Here is a 22,915-nt window from a genome sequence, read left to right as displayed (position 1 = left end):
GCTACCGTAACGCTGGATGGGGCCTACGCCGCCTTCCTGAGCGCCGTGTTTTTCCGGTGCATGAGCGTGTGAACGTTCGATGGCGGCTTGTGGGGTCTGGCCAAAACTGCGGGGACAGTTGCGTCAGACGTGAAAACTAACCGTGCGGTTGCGGCTGAAGGTGCCGCGTCCGGGCTTTCATCGTCCTGCGCCAGCGTTGCGCGGTGCGCGCTCGCCCCTTGCCGCCGGAGTCGCTAGCAAACACGTAGCAGTTCGCGTGATGCGGCTCGCATTTGCATCAATTTGTCTTATGAAAACTCGGCTACCCCGACGTGTTGGGAGCGTTTTTGCCTTTTTGGCACTCGCCGGTTGCGCGGTGCCTCCGGGCGCGAACACCCAGGTCAGCGGTGTGTCTGCAACGACGAAGGACGCGCGCACTGTGCTCGCGCCGCAGTCGTATGGATCAGGTATGAACAATCTGCCGGATGCGGCAGATCAGAAGGGCAAACTCGCTGACGCAGAGCCGTTGACCGACGGCCCGAACATCGCGGACTTCCATCAGACGGGACGCGCGTCCTGGTATGGGCGCGGTTTCCATGGCCGCAAGACGGCCAACGGCGAGCGCTTCGACATGCATGCGCTGACGGCTGCGCATCGTACGTTGCCGCTCGGCTCGTACGTGCGCGTGACCAATCCGGCGACGAACGACAGTGTCGTCGTCAAGATCAACGACCGTGGCCCGTACGCTCGCGGCCGGGTGCTTGATCTTTCCTACGCGGCTGCGAAAATTCTGCATCTTGCGCATATTGGTACTGGTCGCGTAAAGATCGAAGGTCTGACGCAGCGCGAGGCGAAGGCCGAGATGAAGGAAATCCTGGCTTCGAATCAGAGCGATTCGAACGAGAAGTAAGAGCGTCCTAGATCGATTTGCCGTGGACACTGTATGTCCTCGGAAGAAGGGGCTGCGCGTGCAGCCCTTTTTGCTTTTACTCGTCCTTTTTGAGTTCGAGCGCGCGCGTGTACAGCGTGTTGCGCGAGACGCCCGTCAGCGCTGCCGCGATCTTGGCCGCGCTGCTCACCGACACCTCTTCCAGCAGCGTGCCGAGAAGCGCGTCGTGATCATCCTCGCCCTTGGCATCGGCGGGCGCGCCTTCGACGACCAGCACGAACTCGCCGCGCTGCCGGTTCGCGTCCTCTTCCAGCCACTTTGGCCCTTCGGCCAGGGTGCAGCGATGCAATCCCTCGTGTAATTTCGTCAACTCACGGGCAATCAGCAGTCGCCGCTCGCCGCCGAATGCATCGGCGAGCGCCTGCACGGTTTCTACGATGCGATGCGGCGCTTCGTAGAACACCATGGCCTGCGAGTGCTTCGCAAGCGGCGCGAGCGCGGCGGCGCGTTGCTTCGCTTTGGGCGGCAGAAAGCCGAGAAAGGAGAAGGTTGAAACCCAGTCGCCCGCGACGCTGAGCGCGGTCGCAAGCGCGCTGGCGCCAGGCAGTGGGACGACGGCGAAACCGGCTTCGCGCACTATATCGACGAGTTTCGCGCCGGGATCGGAGATGCCGGGCGTGCCTGCATCGGAGACGTACGCGACGCGCTCGCCTGCTCGCAGATAGTCGACTATCCGCTGCGCCGACTCGCGTTCGTTGTGCTGATGCACGGCGACGAGCGGCTTCGAGATGCCGTAGCGCGACAGCAGTTGTCCCGTGTTGCGCGTGTCTTCGGCGGCGATGCGATCCACGAGACCTAGCACATGCAGCGCGCGCACGGTGATGTCGGCGATGTTGCCGATCGGCGTGGCCACGACGTAGAGCGCGGAGGCGGGGTACTGCTGCCCTTGCGCGAGTTCGGAAAGAGGAGTCATGACACGAAAAACGCAGACGGACGAAACAAGGCCGACATTGTGCCACGCGACTGCGCGCGCACGAGACTGCGCGAGCGATGCCGCGCAGTGCTCGCACAACTTTTCGCGAGGCGCACGGTCCAAAACCGTCGGAGCAGCGTTCGAAACGCGCGCGCTGACGTTTCTTCAGCGGCAGCGTTTGCGTTTCGTCGCGCGTAACGTGGTGTGTCGCGGCGGCGAAATCGATCTCGTGATGAGCGAGCCGGATGGCGCGCTCGTATTCGTCGAAGTGCGCGCGCGGGCGCGAAGCGGATATGGCGGCGCGGCGGCGAGCGTCGTGTGGCGGAAGCAGCAGCGCATTGTGCGCGCCGCGCTGCATTTTTTGTCGACGCATGATGACGCGATGCCCGCGTGCCGTTTCGATGTGATCGCGTTCGAGCGCGGTCGACTGGTTTGGTTGCGGGACGCTTTTCGCGCGGACGAATGCTGAGCGCGCGGATTCGCCGCGTGAGTACGCTAAACTTGCGGACGCGAAAAGGGCGGGGCGCTTTCGCTCTCGCCATTGCGCGGGGAAGAGCACACGTCTAATTGAACCAGCGCAGCCACGCGGGCGGCGCGAGCAGTACACGATAGAGAGTCGATGTCAGTCGAACGCATTCAACAACACTTCCGCGACAGCGCGGCAGTCACACTCGCAGCGCTTGAAGCACTGTCGATGCCGATCGCGGCGGCCGTCGACACGATGTTTGCCGCGCTTGCAAACGGCAACAAGATTTTGACTTGCGGCAACGGCGGTTCCGCTGCCGATGCGCAGTACTTCGCTGCCGAACTGATCGGCGGTTTCGAGCGCGAGCGTCCTGCGTTGGCGGCCATCGCGCTGACGACGGATTCGTCGATCATCACCGGCATTGCGAACGATGCCTCGCTCGACCAGATTTTCGCGACGCAGGTTCGTGCGCTCGGCCAGCCCGGCGACGTGCTGTTCGCTATCACGGCGTCGGGCAATCCAGCCAATATCCTCGCTGCCATCGACGACGCGCACGATCGCGAGATGATCGTGGTCGCGTTGTCGGGGAAGGGCGGCGGCAAGATCAACGAAGTGCTGCACGACACCGATATCCATATTTGCGCGCCGTCCGATCGCACGGCGCGCGTGCAGGAAGTGCATCTGTTGACGATCCATAGTCTGTGCGACGGCATCGATGCCATGTTGCTCGGCGAAGAATGATTCCGAAGGAGAGCGAGTTGATGAGCGCATATCGCGTGAAGAGTACGTTTGTGAGGACTACGCTGGTGGTCGGTCTCGTCGCCGGGCTGGCGGCGACGTTGCAGGGCTGCGTGCTGGCTGTCGGTGCGGCGGCGGGCGGCAGCGCGCTGGTCGCGACCGACCGGCGCACGCTCGGCGCGCAGACGGAAGATCGCGAGATTCAGGTGAAGGCGATGTCGCTGATCAGCCAGAATCTGCCTGACAGCGCGCACGTGAATGTGACGGTTTTCAACCGGCGCGTGCTGCTGACTGGGGAGGTTGCCGGAGACGTGTCGAAGGCGCGTGCTGAGTCGGTTGTGCGCAGCCTCAATAACGTGAATGCGATCATCAACGAGTTGACTGTGGCGCCGGCTAGCTCGTTCTCTTCGCGCAGTAACGATACATATCTGGAAGGGCGCGTGAAGACCGCGCTGATCGCCGAGAAGGATATTTCGGCGAACAACTATAAGGTGGTGTGCGAGCGTGGCTCGATCTATCTGATGGGTCTGGTGACCGTCGACGAGGGGAATCGTGGCGCTGATGTCGCGAGCCGGGTGCCTGGTGTTACGCAGGTTGTGAAGGTGTTCCAGTACATTCAGCCGCAAGAGGCTGTTGCGGCGTCGGCTGCTGCTGCGTCGGCGGCTTCGGGGGCGCCGGCTGCTGCCGCCGCTCAGCCTGATGCTGAAGTGACTTCGGGTGCAGTGCCGGATTCGTCGATTACGTCGAAGCCTTTGGAGCAGCAGTCGCCCGCGCCCGTGAGTAATTCGTCGCAGGTGCATCCGGGGAATCCGAAGGCGGGGCAATGAAGTTTTTCGTTGTCCTTGTTCGAGCGATGGTGGGTTTGGTGTTTGCGTTTGGGCCTTTGGCTCATGCCGCCGATGCGCCGCCGCGCGGGCTCGCGATCGCGCGGAGCAATGCGTGCATGGGATGTCATGCCGTTGATCGGAAGCTCGTTGGGCCTTCGTTTCAGCAGGTCGCTGAAAAGTACAAGGGGAATGCTGGGGCTTCTGCTTTTTTGGCGAAGAAGGTCAAGGATGGCGGATCGGGCGTCTGGGGTGCGATTCCGATGCCTGCTCACCCTGCTATGAGCGATGCAGATATTCGCACTGTTGTTGATTGGGTGCTGGTTGGGGCGCCTTCGAAGTGAGGCTGCTCGGACAGTTGGCACGATGAAATTTGCGACGTGCTCGAAGCGGTTGATCGTGGGCGGTAGCTAATCTGGAGAGCGTTGCGTTCGCAATGCGAAGGTCGGGAGTTCGATCCTCATCCGCACATCGAACTCGACCATATCGACCCGACATCACCAGCCGATCTCAAACTAATCGACTGCACCACCGCACCGCGCGTTTGCACTCTCTTCCAGCCCCACCACCCCTCCACCTCATTCCCACAACACCCCCTTTCACCTCCCTAACCACCGGGAACATTCTCCGGCCCGACCGCCACTAATCCACGTAAACCCCAGATCGACGTACCAAAGCGGCAGATCGAACGCCTTGGCAACCGCCAAAGCGCAAAGCCAACGCGAGCCCCGCATGAACCCACCCCGTCCCCGCTCGATCGAAGTGGATTTCTTCCGAGGGATCGTGTTGATCGTGATCGTGCTGGATCACATCCCGGGGAGCGTCTTACAGCACCTGATGCTGCACGCGTACGCCCTGTGCGATTCAGCGGAAGTGTTCGTGTGCCTCGGCGGCTACGCTTCAGCAGCAGCCTACAACGCGGTGCTAACAAAAAGCGGCCCGAAAGCCGCCCAAACCCGCTTCCACAAACGCTGCTGCGAGATCTACCGCGCCTATCTGCTAACCGCGCTCCTTACACTACTTTCAGGCGCCATCCTGCAGCGCCTGCACCTCAACCGTCCAATGGTCGAGCTAACCGGCTGGCCTACCTTCTCCACAGCCCCTATAAAAGAAGCCTTCGAAATAGCAACGCTGCGACGCCAGCCCTACCTGTCGAGCGTCCTGCCGATGTATGTCCTCTTCGCGCTAACCGTCCCGCTCATCGTTCCACTCGCACGAAAATCCCCGCTGCCAGCACTCGCATCAAGCGCAACAATATGGGCGCTAGCCATACCACTAGCCAAACTTTTCGCCATAGACGACGTCAGCGACTGGGCCTTCAATCCTTTCGCCTGGCAGTTGATGTTCGTAATCGGTATCCTTTGCCGCGAGCATCCAGTCTCAGCCGGATTCCAGGAATCCCGCAGCGGCCGCTGGTTTACCAAAATAGCCATCGCAGCCGTGCTAGCCTTCGCAGTAACCAGACTGTTCATCCTGACGCAACCGCTCGCCGGCCACCTGAAACAGAACCTGTCGATTGAACGCGTGATCAACTTTCTCGCTATCGCCTGGCTCGCAACCGGGCTTGTCCGCACGGGCGCCATCACCCGGCTCGCGCACCGCATGCCCGCAGTCATCAAGGTCGGGCAGACCGGGCTCGTCTGCTTCGTCGGCGGCACGCTGATTTCGCTGACCGTCGATACCGCCACGCCGCGCGGCCTCAGCGGTCTGAGCCACGGCCTCGTCGCACTCGCAGGCGATCTGATTGCGATCATCGCCGTACTGTTGCTCGCGCGCTTCTGGAACGACTGGAAAGGGCCGACGCAGCCGCGCGCGGCCGTCCGCGGAGCCGACTGCCGATGAAGCGCCGTACTGCATGGCCGCGTGCGGCGCAAAAGCTCGCACGCGCGGCATTCGTTTGCGGCATTGTCACCGGTGCATACGCAACAAAAGCGGCCACGACTGAAAGCCCAAATCAGGCAGAAACCCAGCCGCAAAACCCAGCCACGTCAGAAGCGAAAAAGCCCCCGTTCTCCACCCGCTGCACAGATCTGAGCGGCATCTGGCTCGAAGCCGACACCATCGCGATTCCGACGCACGGCGCCCATGTCGAATCGGCGACACTGATTTCCGCGCAAACCCCCGGCAACGGCGCAGGCGAGTTCTGCCGTATCACCGGCGTCATACGCGCGATCAAAGGTACGACGCCCGACATCCGCTTCGACCTGAACCTGCCGCGGCGCTGGAACGGCCGCGCGTTGCAGGTCGGAGGCGGCGGCTACAACGGCACGGTCGTCACGGGCATCGGCGTGATGCCGTTCTCGCCGATCCGCGCGCCGCTCGCGCAAGGCTACGTCACCTTCGGCGACGACTCGGGCCATGTCGGCAATTCGTCGCTCGCGGTGTTCGGTCTCGTCGACGAATCCGTCGTCAACTTCGGCTACGCGCATCTGAAGAAAACGCACGACGCAGCCCTCGCGCTGATCGCTCGCATATACGGCCGTCCGCCAGGCCGTACTTATTTCGCGGGCGGCTCGACGGGCGGTCGCGAAGGCTACACGGTGATGCAGCGCTTCCCCGACGACTACGACGGCGTGATCGCCGATTCGCCCGCGCTGAATTTCTCCGGCGTGCGGCTGATCGGCGTGCGCGTCGGCCAGGCCGAATACGCGACGCCCGGTGGGTTCGTGCCGCCTGCGCTGCTCGAGCGCGTCTATCAGAAGTCGCTCGAAGTGTGCGACAAGCTCGACGGCGCGGCGGACGGCATCGTCAGCGACGTCGCCGAATGCCGTCAGCACGAAGCCGAAATCATCGATGCGCTGCGCTGCCATCGCGGCACCTCGTACGCACACGAAGCCGGCTGTCTCACCGACGCGCAACTGTCGACGCTCAACGTGCTGCGCGACGGCCTGCGATTGCCGTACAAGCTCGCCTACGACGTGAGCGGCTATCGCGGCTACAACGTATTTCAGGGCACGCGCTTCAACGGCGCGCTCGGACTCGGCCGCGACCCCGTGCGGCAGACGTCGCCGACATTCGCCGGCAACGGTTATCTGTTCGCGCAAGGCGACGGCTACGTCCGCTACTTCGTCGCGCAGGACGCCACGTTCGATTCGCTGAAGTTCGACGTGCAGCATCCCGGCAAATATCAGAAGCAGCTGGTCGCGCTGTCGCAGACCATCGGCGCGATGAACCCCGACCTGAGCCGCTTCATCGCGAAGGGCGGCAAGCTGATCACGATGCAGGGCCTCGCCGACGAAGTCATCAGCCCAAACCAGACCATCGGCTACTACGACCGTCTCGTCGACCTTTACGGCGACGAGCGCGTGAACGCGTTCATGCGTCTCTACATGGTGCCGGGATTCCAGCATGGCGGCGGCGTATTCATTCCATCCGTCGATCTGCTCGGCGCGCTCGACAACTGGGTGACGCGCGGCATCTCGCCCGAAACCCTGCTCGCCACCGACATCGCTGCGCCAACCAATGGCCGCTCGCGTCCGTTGTGCCGCTATCCGATGTATCCGCACTACCTCGGCAAAGGCAATCTCAACGACGCCAACAACTTCGTTTGTAGCGAACCCTAAACCACCCAGGTCAGACGAAAACGCGCCGCCGGGATCCCGTCGCGTTGCGCACATTTCGGCCCTCTTTTTTATGCGCAACCGCGCATCGCACCTGTAATATTGGGCGATCGTGCGGCAAGGTGCTGCTAACTGCTGTCATCAGTACGCCTTCCGGTAATGTTTGCGCGATTCGAACGCGCGCGAACAGTTTGCACGCAAACAATCGAGCAATATTTACCTGAACCGTTCCCGGAGACCTTATGAACGCATCGAAAAGCGCGGCTCTTGTCGAAGTGCTGACGCGTCATCGCGACACGTTGCTCGCTGACTGGTTGAGTCAGCATCTATCGATAGCGCTGCGCCGCGGGTTGACCACGGAAGCCGAGATGAACGATCAGTTCCGCAACTTCCTGAACGTCTTCTCCGAGACGCTCGCGAAGGCCGACACGCTCGACGCGACCCGTCCCGAATGGGAACCCGTACGTGCGTTTCTGGCCGACATGTCCTCGCATCGCGCGCGCCAGGGCTTCACACCCGTTGAAACGGCGACCTTCGTGTTCTCGCTGAAGCAGCCGCTCTATGCGCGCCTTCGCGAAGAGTTCAGCGCGAAGCCGCAGGAACTCGCCGAAGTGAGCTGGGCGTTGAACCTGTTGCTCGATGCGCTCGGTCTCTTCACGACGGAAGTCTTCCAGCGCAGCCGCGAAGCGATCATCTCGCGCCAGCAGGAAGAACTGCTCGAACTGTCGACGCCCGTCGTGCAGTTGTGGGAAGGCATTCTCGCGCTGCCGCTGATCGGCACGCTCGATTCCGCGCGCACGCAAGTCGTGATGGAAAGCCTGCTGCAGAAGATCGTCGAAACGGGCGCGGCGATTTCGATCATCGACATCACGGGCGTGCCGACAGTCGACACACTCGTCGCGCAACATCTGCTCAAGACGGTCGCGGCCGCGCGTCTGATGGGGGCGGACTGCATCATCAGCGGCATCCGTCCGCAGATTGCGCAGACCATCGTGCATCTCGGCGTCGACCTGACCAACGTGATCACGAAGTCGACGCTCGCGGATGCGTTCATCATCGCGCTGCAGAAAAGCGGGTCGAGCATTCCGACGCGCGCCGCGAGCTGAGGTGAGCACATGGATCGCATTCCAATCCTGCGGATGGGCGATTGCCTGATCGTTGCGATTCAGGTGGACATGCACGACCGTCTCGCCATCGCGCTTCAGGACGATCTGACCGCGCGCATCGTGAAGGACAGGGCGAAGGGCGTGCTCATCGACATCTCCGCACTCGATATCGTCGATTCCTTCATCGGCCGCATGATCAGCAACACGGCGGCGATGGCGACCGTGCTCGATGCGCAGACGGTCGTGGTCGGCATGCAGCCGTCCGTCGCGATCACACTGGTTGAGCTGGGGCTCACGCTGAACGGCGTGCGTACGGCGCTCGACGTCGAACGAGGCATGGCGCTGCTCAAGCAGCGACAGCGTTGACCAAACGGGGCGCTCACACATGAACTCATTCGGCGTAGTGGTGACATCGACTGTCGAAGTCGGTCTGCGCTCGGATCAGGAAATCGTCAAGCTTCGCCAGATCGTGCGCGACGAAGCCATTGCACAAGGCTTCTCGCTCGTCGATCAGACCAAGTTCGTCACGGCCGCGAGCGAGCTGGCACGCAACACGCTTCTGTACGGCGGGGGCGGCGACGCAACGCTCAACGTGCTGCTCAACGGCACGCGCAAGGGACTCAGACTGACCTTCGTCGACCAGGGGCAGGGCATTCCGGATATCGAGCGCGCGCTGCAGGACGGCTTCACGAGCGGCTCGGGCCTCGGGCTCGGGCTGGGCGGCGCGCGGCGTCTGTGCGACGAATTCGAAATCCAGTCGGAACCAGGAAAAGGCACGACGGTGTCGATCACCAAATGGAAACTTCGCTGAGCGGTCTGCGCGCGATGCACGCGTCGTTCGAAATCGCCGACGCAAGCAGCGTCGCGTTCGCGCGGCGCGGCGCCAACGACGCCGCGCAAAAGGGCGCACTGAACGAAACCGACCTGGGCCGCGTCGCGCTGATCGTGACGGAAGCCGCGACCAACATCCTCAAGCATGCGCAGCACGGCGAACTGCTGGTGCGCGCGCTGCCGTCGGATGCCGCGGGCACCCTCGCTCACGGCGTCGAGATTATCGCGATCGACAAGGGGCCCGGCATGCAGGACGTGGGTCTCGCGTTTCGCGACGGCAGCACGACGGCGGGTTCGCCGGGCACGGGACTGGGCGCGATCCAGCGTCTGTCGGAAGAGGTGTCGGTGTATTCGCAGCCGCGTCTCGGCACGGTGCTGCGCGCCGTCGTGCGCAGCCGCGGTTCGAACGACCGCGCCCCCGCGCGCGCATTGCGGGCGGAGGCGGGCACCGACATCGGCGGCGTATGCGTGCCTTATCCCGGCGAATCGGTGTGCGGCGACGCGTGGGGCGTCGAAACGGATCAGCATGGCCTGACCGTCACTGTTGCCGATGGACTCGGTCACGGCCCCGATGCACACGTCGCAGCAGCGGGCGCCGTCGATGTCGCGCGGCGGCGCGCGGGCCGTTCGCCCGCCTCGCTGATGGAGCTTGCGCACGGCGCGCTGCGTCCGACGCGCGGCGCCGCCGTCGCGATTGCGCGGCTCGATCTCGCGCGCTCGCAACTCGAATTCGCGGGCACGGGCAACATCTCGGCGTCGATCTTCAACGTCGGCAGGCCCGCGCTCGTCGGCGGCGGTTCGACGCGTGGCACGAGCGCGGCATCGGCATCGGATGGCGCGCGCAACAGCTGGCAGCTGACGTCGCGCAACGGCATCGTCGGCCATGCGATGCGCGATTCGCAGGAATTCGCCGTGCCATGGACACGCGATGCGCTGCTGATCCTGCATTCGGACGGCATCGGCACGCGCTGGGAGCTGGGGGCGTATCCGGGGCTGCATCTGCAGCCCGCCGTAGTGATCGCTGCGGTGCTGTACCGCGATTTCTCGCGCCGCCGCGACGACGCGACCGTGGTCGTCGTCAAGGCCGATCATCAGCAATCTTTCACGGGACAGACGTAGCGCGCACGCGCGCCCACGCCCGCCCATAGGGAGTACATTTCGAGCATGACGACCCCTATCCTGCGCATCCGGCTCGGCGCCGAAGAAGATGTCGTAGCGGCGCGCCGCAAGGCTCGCGCGATCGCCGCGGGTTTCGGCTTCTCGCAGCTCGATCAGACGCGTATCGCGAGCGCGGTATCCGAGATCGCGCGCAATGCATTCGAATACGCGCATGGCGGCGAAGTGACGTTCGCGTTCGACGGCGCGGCGAAGCCGCAAGCGTTGCTGATCGACGTGCGCGACAAGGGGCCCGGCATCCGCGATCTCGAATCGGTGCTGGACGGCACCTACCGCTCGCCGACGGGCATGGGCTGCGGCATCGCCGGCAGCCGTCGGCTGATGGACCGCTGCGAGATCGAATCGTCTGCGGAACGGGGAACGGTCGTGCAGATGGCGCGCTTTCTGCCGAACGACCGCCCCGACATGGCCATCACCGGCATCGACGCGATCATGCGCAGCCTCGTGCAGCAAAACCCGGTGAGCGGGCGCACCCAGAATGAAACGACGGACGAAGCCGCGCGCCGTTCGTTCGACGAACTGCATGAACAGAACCGCGAACTGCTGACCACGCTGACGGAACTGCGCGACCGGCAGGACGAACTCACGCGTCTCACGCAGGAACTCGAAGCAACCAATCGCGGCGTGGTCGCGCTGTACGCGGAACTCGACGAGCGCGCCGACGAACTGCGCCGCGCCGACACGATGAAATCGCGCTTTCTGTCGAACATGAGCCACGAGTTGCGCACGCCGCTCAGCTCGATCCGCGCGCTGTCGAACCTGCTGCTCAACCGTCTCGACGGCGATCTTTCGGGCGAGCAGGAACGCCAGGTGCTACTCATCCGCAAATCGGCCGAGGATCTGTCCGAAATCGTCAACGACCTGCTGGATCTGGCCAAGATCGAAGCGGGCCGTACCGAGGTGACGCCGGTGTGGTTCAAGGCTACGGGGCTCTTCGCGGCGTTGCGCGCGATGCTCGCGCCGCTTCTGACTGATCCGGCGGTGAAGCTGATCTTCGAGGATACACAGGGCTTGCCATCCATCTTCGCCGACGAAGCCAAGCTGACGCAGATACTGCGTAACTTTGTCTCCAACGCACTCAAATTTACCGAGCGCGGGGAGATCTGCGTCGGTGCGCGGCCGGAGCCGGATGGCGAGCACGTGACTTTTTTCGTGGCCGATACGGGAATTGGTATCGCAGAGGAACACCAGCAAGTGATCTTCGAGGAGTTCGGCCAGGTGCAGAATCATCTGCAACAGCGGGTCAAGGGAACAGGGCTCGGCTTGCCGCTGTGCCGCAAGCTCGCGGCGCTGCTCGGCGGCTATACGGGCGTCGACAGCAAACCGGGCGTCGGCTCGACCTTTCATGTGACGCTGCCGCTGAAGGCCGACGCGGCCGCCGCACCGGGCGGCCCGTTCATCGCACACGGAGGCGCCTCATGACGGTTGCCGCTCCGCTGATTCTGAACGTCGACGACAACGACGGCGCGCGTTACGCCAAAACGCGCGTGCTCGTGCATGCCGGATTCGAGGTGATCGAAGCGGCGACGGGCCAGGGCGCGCTCGATCAGGTGCGCACGCACAGTCCCGCGATCGTGCTGCTCGATGTGAAGCTGCCCGACATCAGCGGCATCGAAGTCTGCTCGATGCTCAAGCGCGATCCGCAGACGCGCTCGACGCTGATCCTGCAGACGTCGGCGGCCGCTGTGCAATCGTTCGACAAGGTTCGCGCGCTCGACGGCGGCGCGGACAGCTATCTGACCGAGCCGATCGAACCCGCCGAACTCGTCGCCAACGTGCGCGCGCTGCTGCGCCTGCATTGCGCGGAAGAGGCGCTGCGCGACGCCGATCGCCGCAAGGACCAGTTTCTTGCGACGCTCGCGCACGAACTGCGCAATCCCCTCGCGCCGATCCGCAATGCCGTCGAACTGATGGACCCGCGTTATCACGCAGCCGAGGACGCGGTGCGCGACGCACGCATGATCGCGCGCCGCCAGGTCGAGCATCTGAGCCGGCTGGTCGACGATCTGCTCGACGTGTCGCGCATCACGCACGGCAAGATCGCGCTGCAGATCGAATGCGTGCAGGTCGATGCCGCCGTCGCGACGGCCGTCGAAGCGAATCAGCCGTTCATCACCAAGAAGCAGCACACGTTGCACGTCAATGTGCCGGACAAGGCCTGCATGATTTACGGCGACCCGATCCGCGTCGCGCAGGTGATCAGCAATCTGCTGTCGAATGCGGCGAAGTACACGCCCGAGGGCGGTGTGCTCGAACTGGACGTCAGCGCCGCCGATGGCAGCGTGACGATCCGTATGCGCGACAACGGCATCGGCATTCCGTCGAACGAACTGGCCGACGTGTTCAATCTTTTCATGCAGTCGGAAGATTCGCTCGCGCGCTCGGAGGGCGGGCTTGGCATCGGGCTGTCGCTCGCGAAAACACTCACCGAGTTGCATGGCGGCACGATCGAAGCGTTTTCGGCGGGACTCGGCATGGGCTCGGAGTTCGTCGTGACCTTGCCGATGGTGGTCCAGCAGGCCGCCATCGAACCCGAGCCGGCGACGTTGGGCGCATCGGCAAACGCTGCGCCGCGCGCGCAGTCCGCTGACACGGGCGCGGCTGGCCCGCCTGCCGGCGACAGTGCGGCTGGAAGCGCGGCCGGAAGCGCGGCCGAAAGCTCGGCCGAAAGCTCGGCCGGAAGCGCGGCCGAAAGCACGCCCGAAAGCGCGCCCGAAAGCGCGCCCGGCACGCGGCGCCGCGTGATGGTCGTCGACGACAGCGTCGACGGCGCGGAATCGATGTCGATCCTGCTCGAAATGCTCGGCCACGAAGTGCGCGTGATGTACGACGGCGCCGCCGCGATTGCGACCGCAAGCGAATTCAAGCCGGAAGTCGTGCTGCTCGACATCGGCCTGCCGGGCATCGACGGCTATCAGGTCGCGCGCGCGTTGCGCGCCGAGCCGGCGACGGCGGGCGCACTGCTGATCGCGCTGACAGGCTACGGCCAGGAAAGCGACCGGCAGCGTACGCGCGATGCGGGCTTCGATCATCATCTGGTGAAACCGGCTTCGCTCGACGACATCGAGCGCGTGATCGCCGCGAACGGCGCGGGCGGCGTACCGCGCAATCCGGGTACGACGGCCCAGCCGGATGCGGCCCAGCCGAATGCGGCCCAACCCGATGTGACGGAGTGAGCGCATAGCGAACCAGGGACGGCGAATAGCGGCAGCAAGCGAGCGCGGCACACAGACAGCGGACCTGGGCACCGACGAACAGCGCGAGGCCGGTAACGGCCGCATGGACGAGAGCGATACGGCGGGACAATTGAGGTTGCGTCGATGAAACCGGACAACACGATGGCGAGCGCTCCCACTGAGGCGGACGCGGCGCTCGCAGGCAGTACGGCCCCCAGCTTCCTTGCTGGCGGCGGTGAGATGGGAAGCCTGATCCGCGCGTACGACTGGCGCGCGACACCGCTTGGCGCGCCCGACCAGTGGCCGCAAAGCCTGAAGACGGCGATCCGCATCATGCTCACGTCGCGCCAGCCGATCTGGATCGGCTGGGGACCGGATCTCCTCTTCTTCTACAACGATCCGTACAAGTCGATCATCGGCGGCAAGCATCCCGACGCGCTCGGGCAGCCGACATCCGTCGTGTGGCGCGAAATCTGGAGCGACATCCAGCCGCTGCTGGAGACGGCGCTGACGGGTATCGAAGGCACGTTCGTCGAGCAGAAGCTCCTGATCATGGAGCGTAACGGCTATCCGGAGGAAACGTACTACACCTTCTCCTATAGCCCGATTCCCGACGATCACGGCGGCACGGGCGGCATCATCTGCGCGAACAGCGACGACACGGCGCGCGTGCTCGGCGAACGCCAGTTGCGGCTGCTGCGCGAAATCGGCAGCGCGACGCGCGACGCGCTGTCGTGGCGCGACGTCTGCGAAGGCAGCGTGCGCGCGCTCGCAAGCGATCCCTACGACATCACGTTCGCGCTGTTCTATCAGACTGAGCAGTGCAATGCCGCTGCGTCGCTGGCGGCCGCCTGCGGGATCGAGTCCGGCCATCCCGCCGCGCCTCGCACGATGGACGCGCACGATGACGCCTGGCCGTACTACGACGCACTGCGCAGCCAGAAACTCGTCATCGTGCCGGATATGGCAGAACGATTCGGCGCAGCGCTGCCTGCCGGCGCGTGGCAGCGGCCGAGCGCGCAGGCGGCCGTGCTGCCCGTGCAGCCTTCGGGTGAAACGGGGCGAAGCGGTGTGCTCGTCGTGGGCCTGAATCCGTACCGGCTCGTCGACGACCACTACCGCTCGTTTCTCACGCTGGTCGCACGGCAGATCGGCGCGGCGCTCGGCTACGCGGACGCCTACGAAGAAGAGCGGCGGCGCGCGGAAGCGCTCGCGGAAATCGATCGCGCGAAAACGGCGTTCTTCTCGAACATCAGTCACGAGTTCCGCACGCCGCTCACGCTGATGCTGGGGCCGCTCGAAGAAATGCTCGCGCGGCCCGACGCGGCGAACCCGGGCGAGCGTCAATTGCTCGAGGTCACGCATCGCAACGGCTTGCGGCTGTTGAAGCTCGTCAATGCGCTGCTGGACTTCTCGCGCATCGAAGCGGGACGCATCCAGATCCATCCGCAGCCAACCGATCTCGCTGCCTTCACCGCCGATCTGGCGTCGCTGTTCCGTTCGGCGATCGAATCGGCGGAGATGACGCTCGAAGTCGATTGCGAACCGCTGCCGCATCTCGTGTCGATCGATCGCGAGATGTGGGAGAAGGTCGTGCTGAACCTGCTGTCGAACGCGTTCAAGTTCACGCTCGCGGGCACGATCTCAGTGAGTTTGAAAATGGCCGAAGGCGGCAGCATTGAAATGAGCGTCGCCGATTCGGGCATCGGCATTCCCGCGCATGAGCTGCCGCGCCTGTTCGAACGCTTTCATCGCGTCGAGGGTGCGATGGGCCGGTCGGTCGAAGGCAGCGGCATCGGGCTTGCGCTCGTCAACGAACTCGTGCGGCTGCAGGACGGCGCGATTCACGTCGAAAGCGAACCGGGCGTCGGCACGCGCTTCACGGTCGTGCTGCCGCCCACGGCCGCGCTCGATCCCGTAACGAGCGATGCCGCGCGCGCGACGATGAGCGCGAACGCGCAAAGCTACGCCGATGCGGCGCGTCGCTGGCTGCCCGATGCGCTGACGGCCGCCGATGCCGACGACGCCAGCGCGCTGCCGGGTACGGGCGACACGCCGGGCGCGCTGGATGGCGAAGCGACGGGCAAGCTGCTCGTTGTCGACGACAACGCGGATCTGCGCGACTACATGCGGCGCATTCTCACGGCGGCGGGCCATCAGGTGCAAATCGCCGCCGACGGCGACGAAGCGCTCGCCGCCGCGCGCGCGTGGCAGCCCGATCTGATCGTCTCCGACGTGATGATGCCGAAGCTCGACGGCTTCGGCCTGTTGCGCGCGCTGCGCGCCGACGACGATCTGCGCGAAACGCCCGTGCTGCTGCTGTCGGCGCGCGCGGGCGAAGAGGCGAAAGTGGACGGCCTTGAATCGGGCGCCGACGACTATCTGATCAAGCCGTTCGCGGCGCGCGAACTGCTCGCGCGTGTCGCGGGCAATCTGCAGCTCGCGCGTTTGCGGCGCGAAACGGGCAATCGTCTGCGCGAGGAGTCGCGCACGCTCGAAATCCTCAATCGCGTGGGCACGGTGGTCGCGGCGGAACTCGATCTGAACCGCGCGGTGCAGGTCGTTGTCGATGCCGCCACGGAACTCACGGGCGCGGCGTTCGGCTCGTTCTTCTACAACGTGCAGGACGACAAGGGCGGCAGCTACATGCTGTACACGCTGTCGGGCGTGCCGAAAGACACGTTCGCGAAGTTTCCGATGCCGCGCAACACGGCCGTGTTCGCGCCGACGTTCATGGGCGAAGGCATCGTGCGCTCCGACGACATCACGAAAGACCCGCGCTACGGCCGCAACCCGCCGCATCGCGGCATGCCCGAAGGACATCTGCAGGTGCGCAGCTATCTCGCCGCGCCTGTCGTGTCGCGTACGGGCGAAGTGCTCGGCGGGCTGTTCTTCGGGCATCCGGCGCCGGGCGTGTTCACCACGCGCTCCGAACGCTTCGTCGAAGGCATTGCCGCGCAGGCCGCGACGGCCATCGACAACGCGCGTCTCTATCAGGCCGCGCAGCGCGAAATCGCCGAGCGCACGAAGGTGGAAGGCGCGCTGCGCGAACTGAACGAGACGCTCGAAGGGCGCGTGATCGAAGCCGTCGCGGATCGCGACCGGCTGTGGGACGTGAGCGAGGATCTGCTGGTCGTCGCGGGCTTCGGCGGCGAATTGCAGCGCGTGAGTCCGTCGTGGACACGCGTGCTCGGTCACGACGTGCACTGGCTCGTGCTGCAGTCGTACTTCTCGCTGATTCACGCCGACGATCTGCAACTCGTCAAGGCGCATCTCGGCGAATTGCGCCGCACGGGCGCGCCGATGCGCTTCGAGAACCGTATCCGGCATGTCGACGGCTCATGGCGCTGGATCGCGTGGACGCTGTCGCTCGATCCCGATACCGAGCGCATTCACGGCGTCGGCCGCGACGTGACGAACGACCGCGAAACGCAGGAAGCGCTGCGGCACGCCGAAGAAGCGCTGCGCGTCGGGCAGAAGATGGAAGCGATCGGCAAGCTGACGGGCGGCGTCGCGCACGACTTCAACAATCTGCTGCAGGTGATCGGCGGCAATCTGCAGCTGCTCGCCGACGATGTGGCGGGCGACGAACGGCCCGCGCAGCGCGTGCGCAATGCGCTCGCGGGTGTCGCGCGCGGCGCGAAGCTCGCGTCGCAATTGCTCGCATTCGGCCGCCGTCAGCCGCTCGCGCCGAAGGTGGTGAACCTCGGGCGCTTCGTGCGCGGTCTCGACGACATGATGCGGCGCGCGCTCGGCGACGGCATCGAGATCGAGACCATCGTGTCGGGCGGCTTGTGGAACACGCTCGTCGATCCGTTCCAGGTGGAAAACGCGCTGCTCAATCTCGCGATCAACGCGCGCGATGCAATGGACGGCCACGGCAAGCTGACCATCGAAGCCGGCAACGCGTCGCTCGACGATGCCTACGCGAAACGCCACGCCGACGTCACGCCCGGCCAGTACGTGATGGTTGCCGTCACCGACACGGGCTCGGGCATGTCAGCCGATGTGCAGGAGCATGTGTTCGAGCCGTTCTTTACGACGAAGCCCGAAGGCCAGGGCACGGGCCTCGGCCTGAGCATGGTGTATGGCTTCGTCAAGCAGTCGGGCGGGCACGTGAAGATCTATAGCGAGCCGGGGCACGGCACGACGATCCGCCTGTATCTGCCGCGCGTGCGCGAAGAAGAGGATCTCGAAACGATTGTCGACGCCGGTCCGGCGAAAGGCGGCGCGGAAACGATTCTCGTCGTCGAAGACGATGAGGACGTGCGCACGACGGTCGTCGAAATGCTGTCGGCGCTCGGCTATCGCGTGCTAAAGGCGAAGGATGCGCAAAGCGCGCTCGCGATCGTCGAAAGCGGCGTGCCGATTGATCTGCTGTTCACCGACGTCGTGATGCCGGGACCGCTGCGCTCGACCGAATTGGCGCGCAAGGCGCGCGAGCGTCAGCCGGGCATCGCGGTGCTGTTCACGTCGGGCTACACGGACAACGCGATCGTGCACGCGGGACGGCTCGACGAAGGCGTCGAACTGTTGAGCAAGCCGTATTCGCGCGAAGCGCTCGCGCGCAAGATCCAGCACGCGCTGCGCGTGCAGTACGCGCGGCCCGACGGCGTGACGCTGCAGGCGGAAGACTCGCAGACAGTGCGGCTCGTCGATCGCGGCAACAACGTGACGTTCGAGGCGATCCGCAACCTGCGCATCCTGTTCGTCGAAGACGACGAACTGGTTCGCGTGAGCACGGCGGAACTGCTGCGCACCTTCGGTGTGGAGGTCGCGGAAGCGGCGAACGCGGCGCAGGCGCTGGCGCTGCTGCAAGAAGCAAGCTTCGACGTGCTGCTCACGGATATCGGGCTGGCGGGCGCCTCGGGCGTTGATCTGGCGATCGATGCCGCCACGCGCGAGCCGGGCATTCACGTGATCTTCGTTTCGGGCTCCGATGTGGCGCTGTCACCGGAACAGAAGCTGCAATTGCAGGGCGCCGCGCAACTGCGCAAACCGTACGATCCGCTCGACCTCGTCAACGCGCTGCGCACATGCGTCGAATGATGAGGCGTACCGGCGCACTCAGCTAAATTTAGCTAAATTTACCCGGATGATATTGCATGGTTTTTTTACCCGGGTAAAATGCGCGCATCGACTTTAAACGATGCGAGGCATCCCATGACCCATCCCATTACCTGCACGGCTTTCGATGGCACCCGATGCCTCGCATCCGGCGCGTTGACGGACGTTGCGATGGCCGTCAAAGCCGCCGCGGATCGCGACGCGAACGCATCCATCCTGATCTTCGACGATCAGACCAGCCGCGTTATCGAACTGGACCTGCGAGGTTCCGCGAGCGACGTGCTGGCGAGGCTCGAAGCGCACGAGGCCAGCGACACGCCGCGACCCGAGCCGGCGAACGACGCAGCATCGGCATCGCGTGGCCGGGGCCGTCCGAAGCTCGGCGTCGTGGCGCGCGAGGTCACGCTGTTGCCGAGGCATTGGGAATGGCTGAACGCGCAATCGGGCGGGGCGTCCGTAGTGTTGCGCAAGCTGGTCGACGCCGCGCGCGCCGCGAGCGAAGGAAAGGACCGCGCGCGGCAGGCGCAGGAAGCCGCGTATCGTTTCATGACGGCCATGGCAGGCGATCAGGCCGGCTACGAAGAAGCGACGCGCGCGCTGTTTGCGAGCGACGCCGCGCGCTTCGACGCGATGACGGCCACATGGCCCGCCGACGTGAGCGATCACGCGCGCAAGCTGGCGAAGCGTTCGTTCGATATCGACGTTTCAGCGAGCGTCTGACGCGTCTCTACAAAAACGACAGACGAAAAAAAACCGCTCATGCCGGGGAGCATGAGCGGAAAGTCGGAGAGTTACAACATCGCTTGCGCTAGTCAATCGGGGTCACGCAGCCTTTGAAGTGTAGGGAGCGGGACATACGTTCCGATATCAGATAACTCCCAAAGCGCGTGCAAAGGCCTGATCCGACCAGGCGCCACACCACTTCGCACAAACCCTCATGCAGGCTTTCTTATGCCGGGCATCCATTCATCAAGTCCGCATGACGGACGCCGTAAAGCATTGCAGCCTGCCGGCCCGCATTGCCTGTCCATCCGGCTGATGAACTGTCGAGGATCGCATGATGAAGTGGTTTGACCGCATGTCCGTCTGGAAGAAGCTGCTGATCGCATTTGCCGTCGTGATCGGTTTTGGTGTCGCCGTGGGTGCGGCGGGGTTGTCGGCTTTGTCGTCGATGCACGGCATTACCGAAGAAATCTCGAGCCGCCACATGGATGGCCTCTACTGGATGGAAGAGGCGAACCGCTACAAGATCGACACCGATCTCGATGCGGCCAATCTCGGCTACGCGCCCGACGACGCCGCGCGTCAGAAGCTGAAGGACGACATCCTGGTGTCGCTGAAGAACATGCACGACGCGTACGCGCGCTACCGCGAGACGATCGCGGGCGCCGACGGCCAGTCGCTGTACGACGACGTGCTGCGCAAGACGGGAGTATGGGAAGCGATCGTGCATCAGCAGATCGGCTTGCAGCCGGTGCCCGCGGGCGTGGACAACGCCGAACTGGTGCGCCGCGCGATCGCCGCGAGCGAGGCGCTGCGCGACAGGATCGTCGTGCTGATCGACTATCGCCGCAAGCAGGCGAACGCCGCGCAGCACGAAGCGGGTGCGCAATACGCGAGCATGCGCGTGGTGCTGTCGCTGCTGGTGCTGGCATCGATGGTTGTCGGCGCGGCGTTCGCGTGGCTGATTGCGCGACGTCTGACCGGGCAACTCGGCGGCGAGCCGGGTTACGCGATGCAGATCGCGAGCCGGATCGCGGCGGGCGATCTCGCCGTGCGCGTCGACACGAAACCCGGCGACACGACGAGCCTGTTGCACGCGCTCGCCAACATGCGCGCGCAGCTGGCGGCGATCGTCGGCAAGATCAGCGAATCGAGCGAATCGATCCTGCTCGCATCGGGCGAAATCGAGCAGGGCACCACAGACCTGTCGCAGCGCACCGAGGAGCAGGCCGCGTCGCTGGAAGAAACCGCGTCGAGCATGGAGCAACTGACGGCGACCGTCCGTCAGAACGCCGACAACGCCCAGCAGGCAGGCGGCGTTGCGCGTAGCGCGTCGGAAGTGGCGGCGCGCGGCAGCGGCCTCGTCGGCGACGTCGTCGGGACGATGCGGGAACTCGCGTCGGGTTCGAAGCGGATGACGGACATCATCGGCGTAATCGAAAGCATCGCGTTCCAGACGAATATCCTTGCGCTGAATGCCGCCGTCGAAGCGGCGCGAGCGGGCGAGCAGGGCCGCGGTTTCGCGGTCGTCGCGGCCGAAGTGCGCGCGCTTGCTCAGCGCAGCGCGGTATCGGCGAAAGAGATCAAGGAACTGATCGAAAGCTCGACGTCGCGCGTCGACAGCGGCGCCGTGCTCGCCGAGCGTGCGGGCCGCACGATGGCGGAAGTCACGCAGGCCGTGCGGCGGATGACGGACATCATGGGCGAGATTTCGGCGGCGTCGAGCGAGCAGAGCACGGGCATCGAGCAGGTGAACCGGGCCGTCGCGCAGATGGACGAAGTCACGCAGCAGAACGCCGCGCTCGTCGAGCAGGCGGCAGCGGCGGCGGGCGCGATGGCCGATCAGGCTCGGTATCTGAAGACGGCTGTCGCGGTGCTTTCGCTTTGATGCAACAGTAAATCGGAGCCGCCGCGCGCCGCATTTTGCGCGGCTTGTCAGCGCCAGGCGCTCTCCGTACACTCGCGCGTAGTTCAAGAATCCCATCCTGGACCGCGCCGCCATGCAACGCACTCACGCGGCGCTTCCATACAAGATCTACGCCAATAGAGGAGAACCCCCGCGATGGCCGATTCCTATTTTCCGCGCTGGCGAGTCCAGCCCAAAAGCGTCGAAGGGCGCGTCGTCAACACCGACGAGCGCCTGCCCGCGCCGCAAATGTTCGCCATGGGCATCCAGCACGTCGTCGCGATGTTCGGCTCGACGGTGCTCGCTCCGCTGCTGATGGGCTTCGATCCCAATCTGTGCATTTTCATGTCGGGTGTCGGCACGCTGCTTTTCTTCGTGCTGGTCGGCGGCCGCGTGCCGAGCTATCTCGGTTCGAGCTTCGCGTTCATCGGGCTCGTGATCGCGATTACGGGCTACACGGGGCAAGGTCCGAACATGAACATACCCGTCGCGCTCGGCGGGATCATCGCGTGCGGCGTAGCGTACATCGTCATTGGGCTGATCGTCTCGGCGATCGGCACCGCGTGGATCGAAACGCTGATGCCGCCCGTCGTGACGGGCTCGATTGTCGCGGTGATCGGCCTGAATCTCGCGCCGATCGCCGTCAAGGGCGTGAGCGGCAGCGCAATCGATTCGTACATGGCACTCGTAACGGTGCTGTGCGTCGGCGCCGTCGCGGTGTTCGCGCACGGCATGCTGCAGCGTCTCCTGATTCTCGCCGGCCTGCTGATCGCCTACGCGATCTACGCGATCGTCACGAACGGCATGGGCATGGGCAAGCCGATCGACTTTTCGATCGTCGCGAACGCACCGTGGTTCGGCATGCCGCATTTCATGGCGCCCGTCTTCAACGGGCAGGCGATGGCGCTGCTCGCGCCCGTCGCGGTGATTCTGGTTGCCGAGAATCTCGGCCACATCAAGGCGGTGAGCGCGATGACGGGGCAGAACCTCGACGGCTACATCGGCCGCGCGTTCATCGGCGACGGTCTGGCGACGGTGATTTCCGGCTTCGCGGGCGGAACGGGCGTGACGACCTACGCCGAAAATATCGGCGTGATGGCCGTGACGAAAATCTACTCGACGCTCGTGTTCGTGATCGCCGCGCTGATCGCGCTGGTGCTGGGCTTTTCGCCGAAGTTCGGCGCCGTGATCGCGACGATTCCCGGCCCCGTGCTGGGCGGCGTGTCGATCGTCGTGTTCGGTCTGATCGCGGTGACGGGCGCGCGCATCTGGGTCGTCAACAAGGTCAACTTCTCGGATAACCGCAATCTGATCGTCGCGGCTGTGACGCTCGTGCTCGGCGCGGGCGATTTCTCGCTGAAGTTCGGCGGCTTCGCGCTCGGCGGCATCGGTACCGCGACGTTCGGCGCGATCATTCTGTATGCGCTGCTGCGCCGCAAAGGTCCGCAAGAGCCGGCTGTCTGAGACAGCGGCAGGCTGAAATGAAAAGGGCGCCTGTCGA

The 22,915-nt window shown here is 64.6% G+C and carries 18 protein-coding genes; 17 read left to right on the top strand and 1 reads right to left on the bottom strand.

The window, feature by feature from the left end:
- The first annotated feature begins 289 nt into the window (after positions 1–289).
- Positions 290–889, top strand: a complete 600-nt coding sequence (locus FRZ40_RS10290) for a septal ring lytic transglycosylase RlpA family protein (protein ID WP_147234039.1) — start codon at positions 290–292, stop codon at positions 887–889.
- Positions 890–965: 76 nt separating this feature from the next.
- Here the strand turns inward: FRZ40_RS10290 and rsmI are convergent, their stop codons facing one another.
- Positions 966–1,841, bottom strand: a complete 876-nt coding sequence (gene rsmI, locus FRZ40_RS10285; RefSeq protein ID WP_147234038.1) for a 16S rRNA (cytidine(1402)-2'-O)-methyltransferase — start codon at positions 1,839–1,841, stop codon at positions 966–968.
- On the opposite strand from rsmI, the gene FRZ40_RS10280 reads away from it, so the two are divergent.
- The 16 genes from FRZ40_RS10280 (at position 1,840) to FRZ40_RS10205 (ending at position 22,878) form a co-directional block, all read left to right on the top strand.
- Positions 1,840–2,310 carry a YraN family protein gene (locus FRZ40_RS10280; protein WP_028365710.1) on the top strand — a complete coding sequence of 157 codons (471 nt, stop codon included), beginning with the start codon at positions 1,840–1,842 and terminating at the stop codon, positions 2,308–2,310. The two genes, rsmI and FRZ40_RS10280, sit on opposite strands and share 2 nt — an antisense overlap.
- A 150-nt stretch (positions 2,311–2,460) precedes the next feature.
- Positions 2,461–3,048, top strand: a complete 588-nt coding sequence (locus tag FRZ40_RS10275) for a phosphoheptose isomerase (RefSeq protein ID WP_147234037.1) — start codon at positions 2,461–2,463, stop codon at positions 3,046–3,048.
- A 20-nt stretch (positions 3,049–3,068) separates the two neighbouring features.
- Positions 3,069–3,872: a BON domain-containing protein gene (locus FRZ40_RS10270; RefSeq protein ID WP_147234036.1), complete on the top strand. Its 804-nt coding sequence runs from the start codon at positions 3,069–3,071 to the stop codon at positions 3,870–3,872.
- Positions 3,869–4,213, top strand: coding sequence for a c-type cytochrome (locus FRZ40_RS10265; RefSeq protein WP_147234035.1), 345 nt, complete (start codon positions 3,869–3,871; stop codon positions 4,211–4,213). Before FRZ40_RS10270 ends, FRZ40_RS10265 begins: the two co-directional genes overlap by 4 nt.
- 388 nt (positions 4,214–4,601) lie before the next feature.
- Positions 4,602–5,711: an OpgC domain-containing protein gene (locus FRZ40_RS10260; RefSeq protein WP_147234034.1), complete on the top strand. Its 1,110-nt coding sequence runs from the start codon at positions 4,602–4,604 to the stop codon at positions 5,709–5,711.
- Complete coding sequence (locus FRZ40_RS10255; RefSeq protein WP_147234033.1) at positions 5,708–7,432, top strand: tannase/feruloyl esterase family alpha/beta hydrolase; 1,725 nt, start codon at positions 5,708–5,710, stop codon at positions 7,430–7,432. The genes FRZ40_RS10260 and FRZ40_RS10255 overlap by 4 nt, the downstream gene beginning before the upstream one ends.
- A 239-nt stretch (positions 7,433–7,671) precedes the next feature.
- On the top strand, positions 7,672–8,535 hold the full coding sequence (locus FRZ40_RS10250; RefSeq protein ID WP_028365716.1) for an STAS domain-containing protein: 864 nt from the start codon (positions 7,672–7,674) through the stop codon (positions 8,533–8,535).
- 9 nt (positions 8,536–8,544) lie between these two features.
- Entirely contained in the window at positions 8,545–8,901 is a 357-nt protein-coding gene (locus FRZ40_RS10245) for an STAS domain-containing protein (protein ID WP_028365717.1), read from the top strand.
- 19 nt (positions 8,902–8,920) lie between these two features.
- Complete coding sequence (locus tag FRZ40_RS10240) at positions 8,921–9,346, top strand: anti-sigma regulatory factor (protein ID WP_028365718.1); 426 nt, start codon at positions 8,921–8,923, stop codon at positions 9,344–9,346.
- Complete coding sequence (locus tag FRZ40_RS10235) at positions 9,331–10,485, top strand: ATP-binding protein (protein WP_028365719.1); 1,155 nt, start codon at positions 9,331–9,333, stop codon at positions 10,483–10,485. The genes FRZ40_RS10240 and FRZ40_RS10235 overlap by 16 nt, the downstream gene beginning before the upstream one ends.
- 45 nt (positions 10,486–10,530) lie before the next feature.
- On the top strand, positions 10,531–11,964 hold the full coding sequence (locus tag FRZ40_RS10230) for a sensor histidine kinase (protein ID WP_147234032.1): 1,434 nt from the start codon (positions 10,531–10,533) through the stop codon (positions 11,962–11,964).
- Entirely contained in the window at positions 11,961–13,718 is a 1,758-nt protein-coding gene (locus FRZ40_RS10225) for a response regulator (protein WP_147234031.1), read from the top strand. The genes FRZ40_RS10230 and FRZ40_RS10225 overlap by 4 nt, the downstream gene beginning before the upstream one ends.
- A gap of 144 nt (positions 13,719–13,862) precedes the next feature.
- The gene (locus tag FRZ40_RS10220; protein ID WP_147234030.1) at positions 13,863–18,767 is read left to right on the top strand and encodes a response regulator; all 4,905 of its coding nucleotides are present in this window, start codon (positions 13,863–13,865) and stop codon (positions 18,765–18,767) included.
- 114 nt (positions 18,768–18,881) lie between these two features.
- Positions 18,882–19,505 (top strand): DUF2239 family protein, encoded by a 624-nt coding sequence (locus FRZ40_RS10215; RefSeq protein ID WP_147234029.1) that lies wholly within the window; start codon positions 18,882–18,884, stop codon positions 19,503–19,505.
- 340 nt (positions 19,506–19,845) lie between these two features.
- Complete coding sequence (locus FRZ40_RS10210; RefSeq protein WP_147234805.1) at positions 19,846–21,396, top strand: methyl-accepting chemotaxis protein; 1,551 nt, start codon at positions 19,846–19,848, stop codon at positions 21,394–21,396.
- A gap of 174 nt (positions 21,397–21,570) precedes the next feature.
- A complete protein-coding gene (locus FRZ40_RS10205; RefSeq protein WP_147234028.1) occupies positions 21,571–22,878 on the top strand; it encodes a solute carrier family 23 protein in 1,308 nt (435 codons plus the stop codon).
- The last annotated feature ends 37 nt before the right edge of the window (positions 22,879–22,915 follow it).

This window comes from Paraburkholderia azotifigens (genome assembly GCF_007995085.1).
GTDB lineage: Bacteria > Pseudomonadota > Gammaproteobacteria > Burkholderiales > Burkholderiaceae > Paraburkholderia > Paraburkholderia azotifigens.
This window is presented reverse-complemented; position numbering and strand designations above follow the sequence as displayed.

Coding starts and splice junctions, on each gene's coding strand:
- FRZ40_RS10250 (WP_028365716.1), top strand. CDS start 7,672: ATGAACGCATCGAAAAGCGCGGCTCTTGTCGAAGTGCTGACGCGTCAT.
- rsmI (WP_147234038.1), bottom strand. CDS start 1,841: ATGACTCCTCTTTCCGAACTCGCGCAAGGGCAGCAGTACCCCGCCTCC.
- FRZ40_RS10225 (WP_147234031.1), top strand. CDS start 11,961: ATGACGGTTGCCGCTCCGCTGATTCTGAACGTCGACGACAACGACGGC.
- FRZ40_RS10240 (WP_028365718.1), top strand. CDS start 8,921: ATGAACTCATTCGGCGTAGTGGTGACATCGACTGTCGAAGTCGGTCTG.
- FRZ40_RS10290 (WP_147234039.1), top strand. CDS start 290: ATGAAAACTCGGCTACCCCGACGTGTTGGGAGCGTTTTTGCCTTTTTG.
- FRZ40_RS10270 (WP_147234036.1), top strand. CDS start 3,069: ATGAGCGCATATCGCGTGAAGAGTACGTTTGTGAGGACTACGCTGGTG.
- FRZ40_RS10230 (WP_147234032.1), top strand. CDS start 10,531: ATGACGACCCCTATCCTGCGCATCCGGCTCGGCGCCGAAGAAGATGTC.
- FRZ40_RS10255 (WP_147234033.1), top strand. CDS start 5,708: ATGAAGCGCCGTACTGCATGGCCGCGTGCGGCGCAAAAGCTCGCACGC.
- FRZ40_RS10210 (WP_147234805.1), top strand. CDS start 19,846: ATGAAGTGGTTTGACCGCATGTCCGTCTGGAAGAAGCTGCTGATCGCA.
- FRZ40_RS10265 (WP_147234035.1), top strand. CDS start 3,869: ATGAAGTTTTTCGTTGTCCTTGTTCGAGCGATGGTGGGTTTGGTGTTT.
- FRZ40_RS10260 (WP_147234034.1), top strand. CDS start 4,602: ATGAACCCACCCCGTCCCCGCTCGATCGAAGTGGATTTCTTCCGAGGG.
- FRZ40_RS10245 (WP_028365717.1), top strand. CDS start 8,545: ATGGATCGCATTCCAATCCTGCGGATGGGCGATTGCCTGATCGTTGCG.
- FRZ40_RS10215 (WP_147234029.1), top strand. CDS start 18,882: ATGACCCATCCCATTACCTGCACGGCTTTCGATGGCACCCGATGCCTC.
- FRZ40_RS10280 (WP_028365710.1), top strand. CDS start 1,840: ATGACACGAAAAACGCAGACGGACGAAACAAGGCCGACATTGTGCCAC.
- FRZ40_RS10235 (WP_028365719.1), top strand. CDS start 9,331: ATGGAAACTTCGCTGAGCGGTCTGCGCGCGATGCACGCGTCGTTCGAA.
- FRZ40_RS10220 (WP_147234030.1), top strand. CDS start 13,863: ATGAAACCGGACAACACGATGGCGAGCGCTCCCACTGAGGCGGACGCG.
- FRZ40_RS10205 (WP_147234028.1), top strand. CDS start 21,571: ATGGCCGATTCCTATTTTCCGCGCTGGCGAGTCCAGCCCAAAAGCGTC.
- FRZ40_RS10275 (WP_147234037.1), top strand. CDS start 2,461: ATGTCAGTCGAACGCATTCAACAACACTTCCGCGACAGCGCGGCAGTC.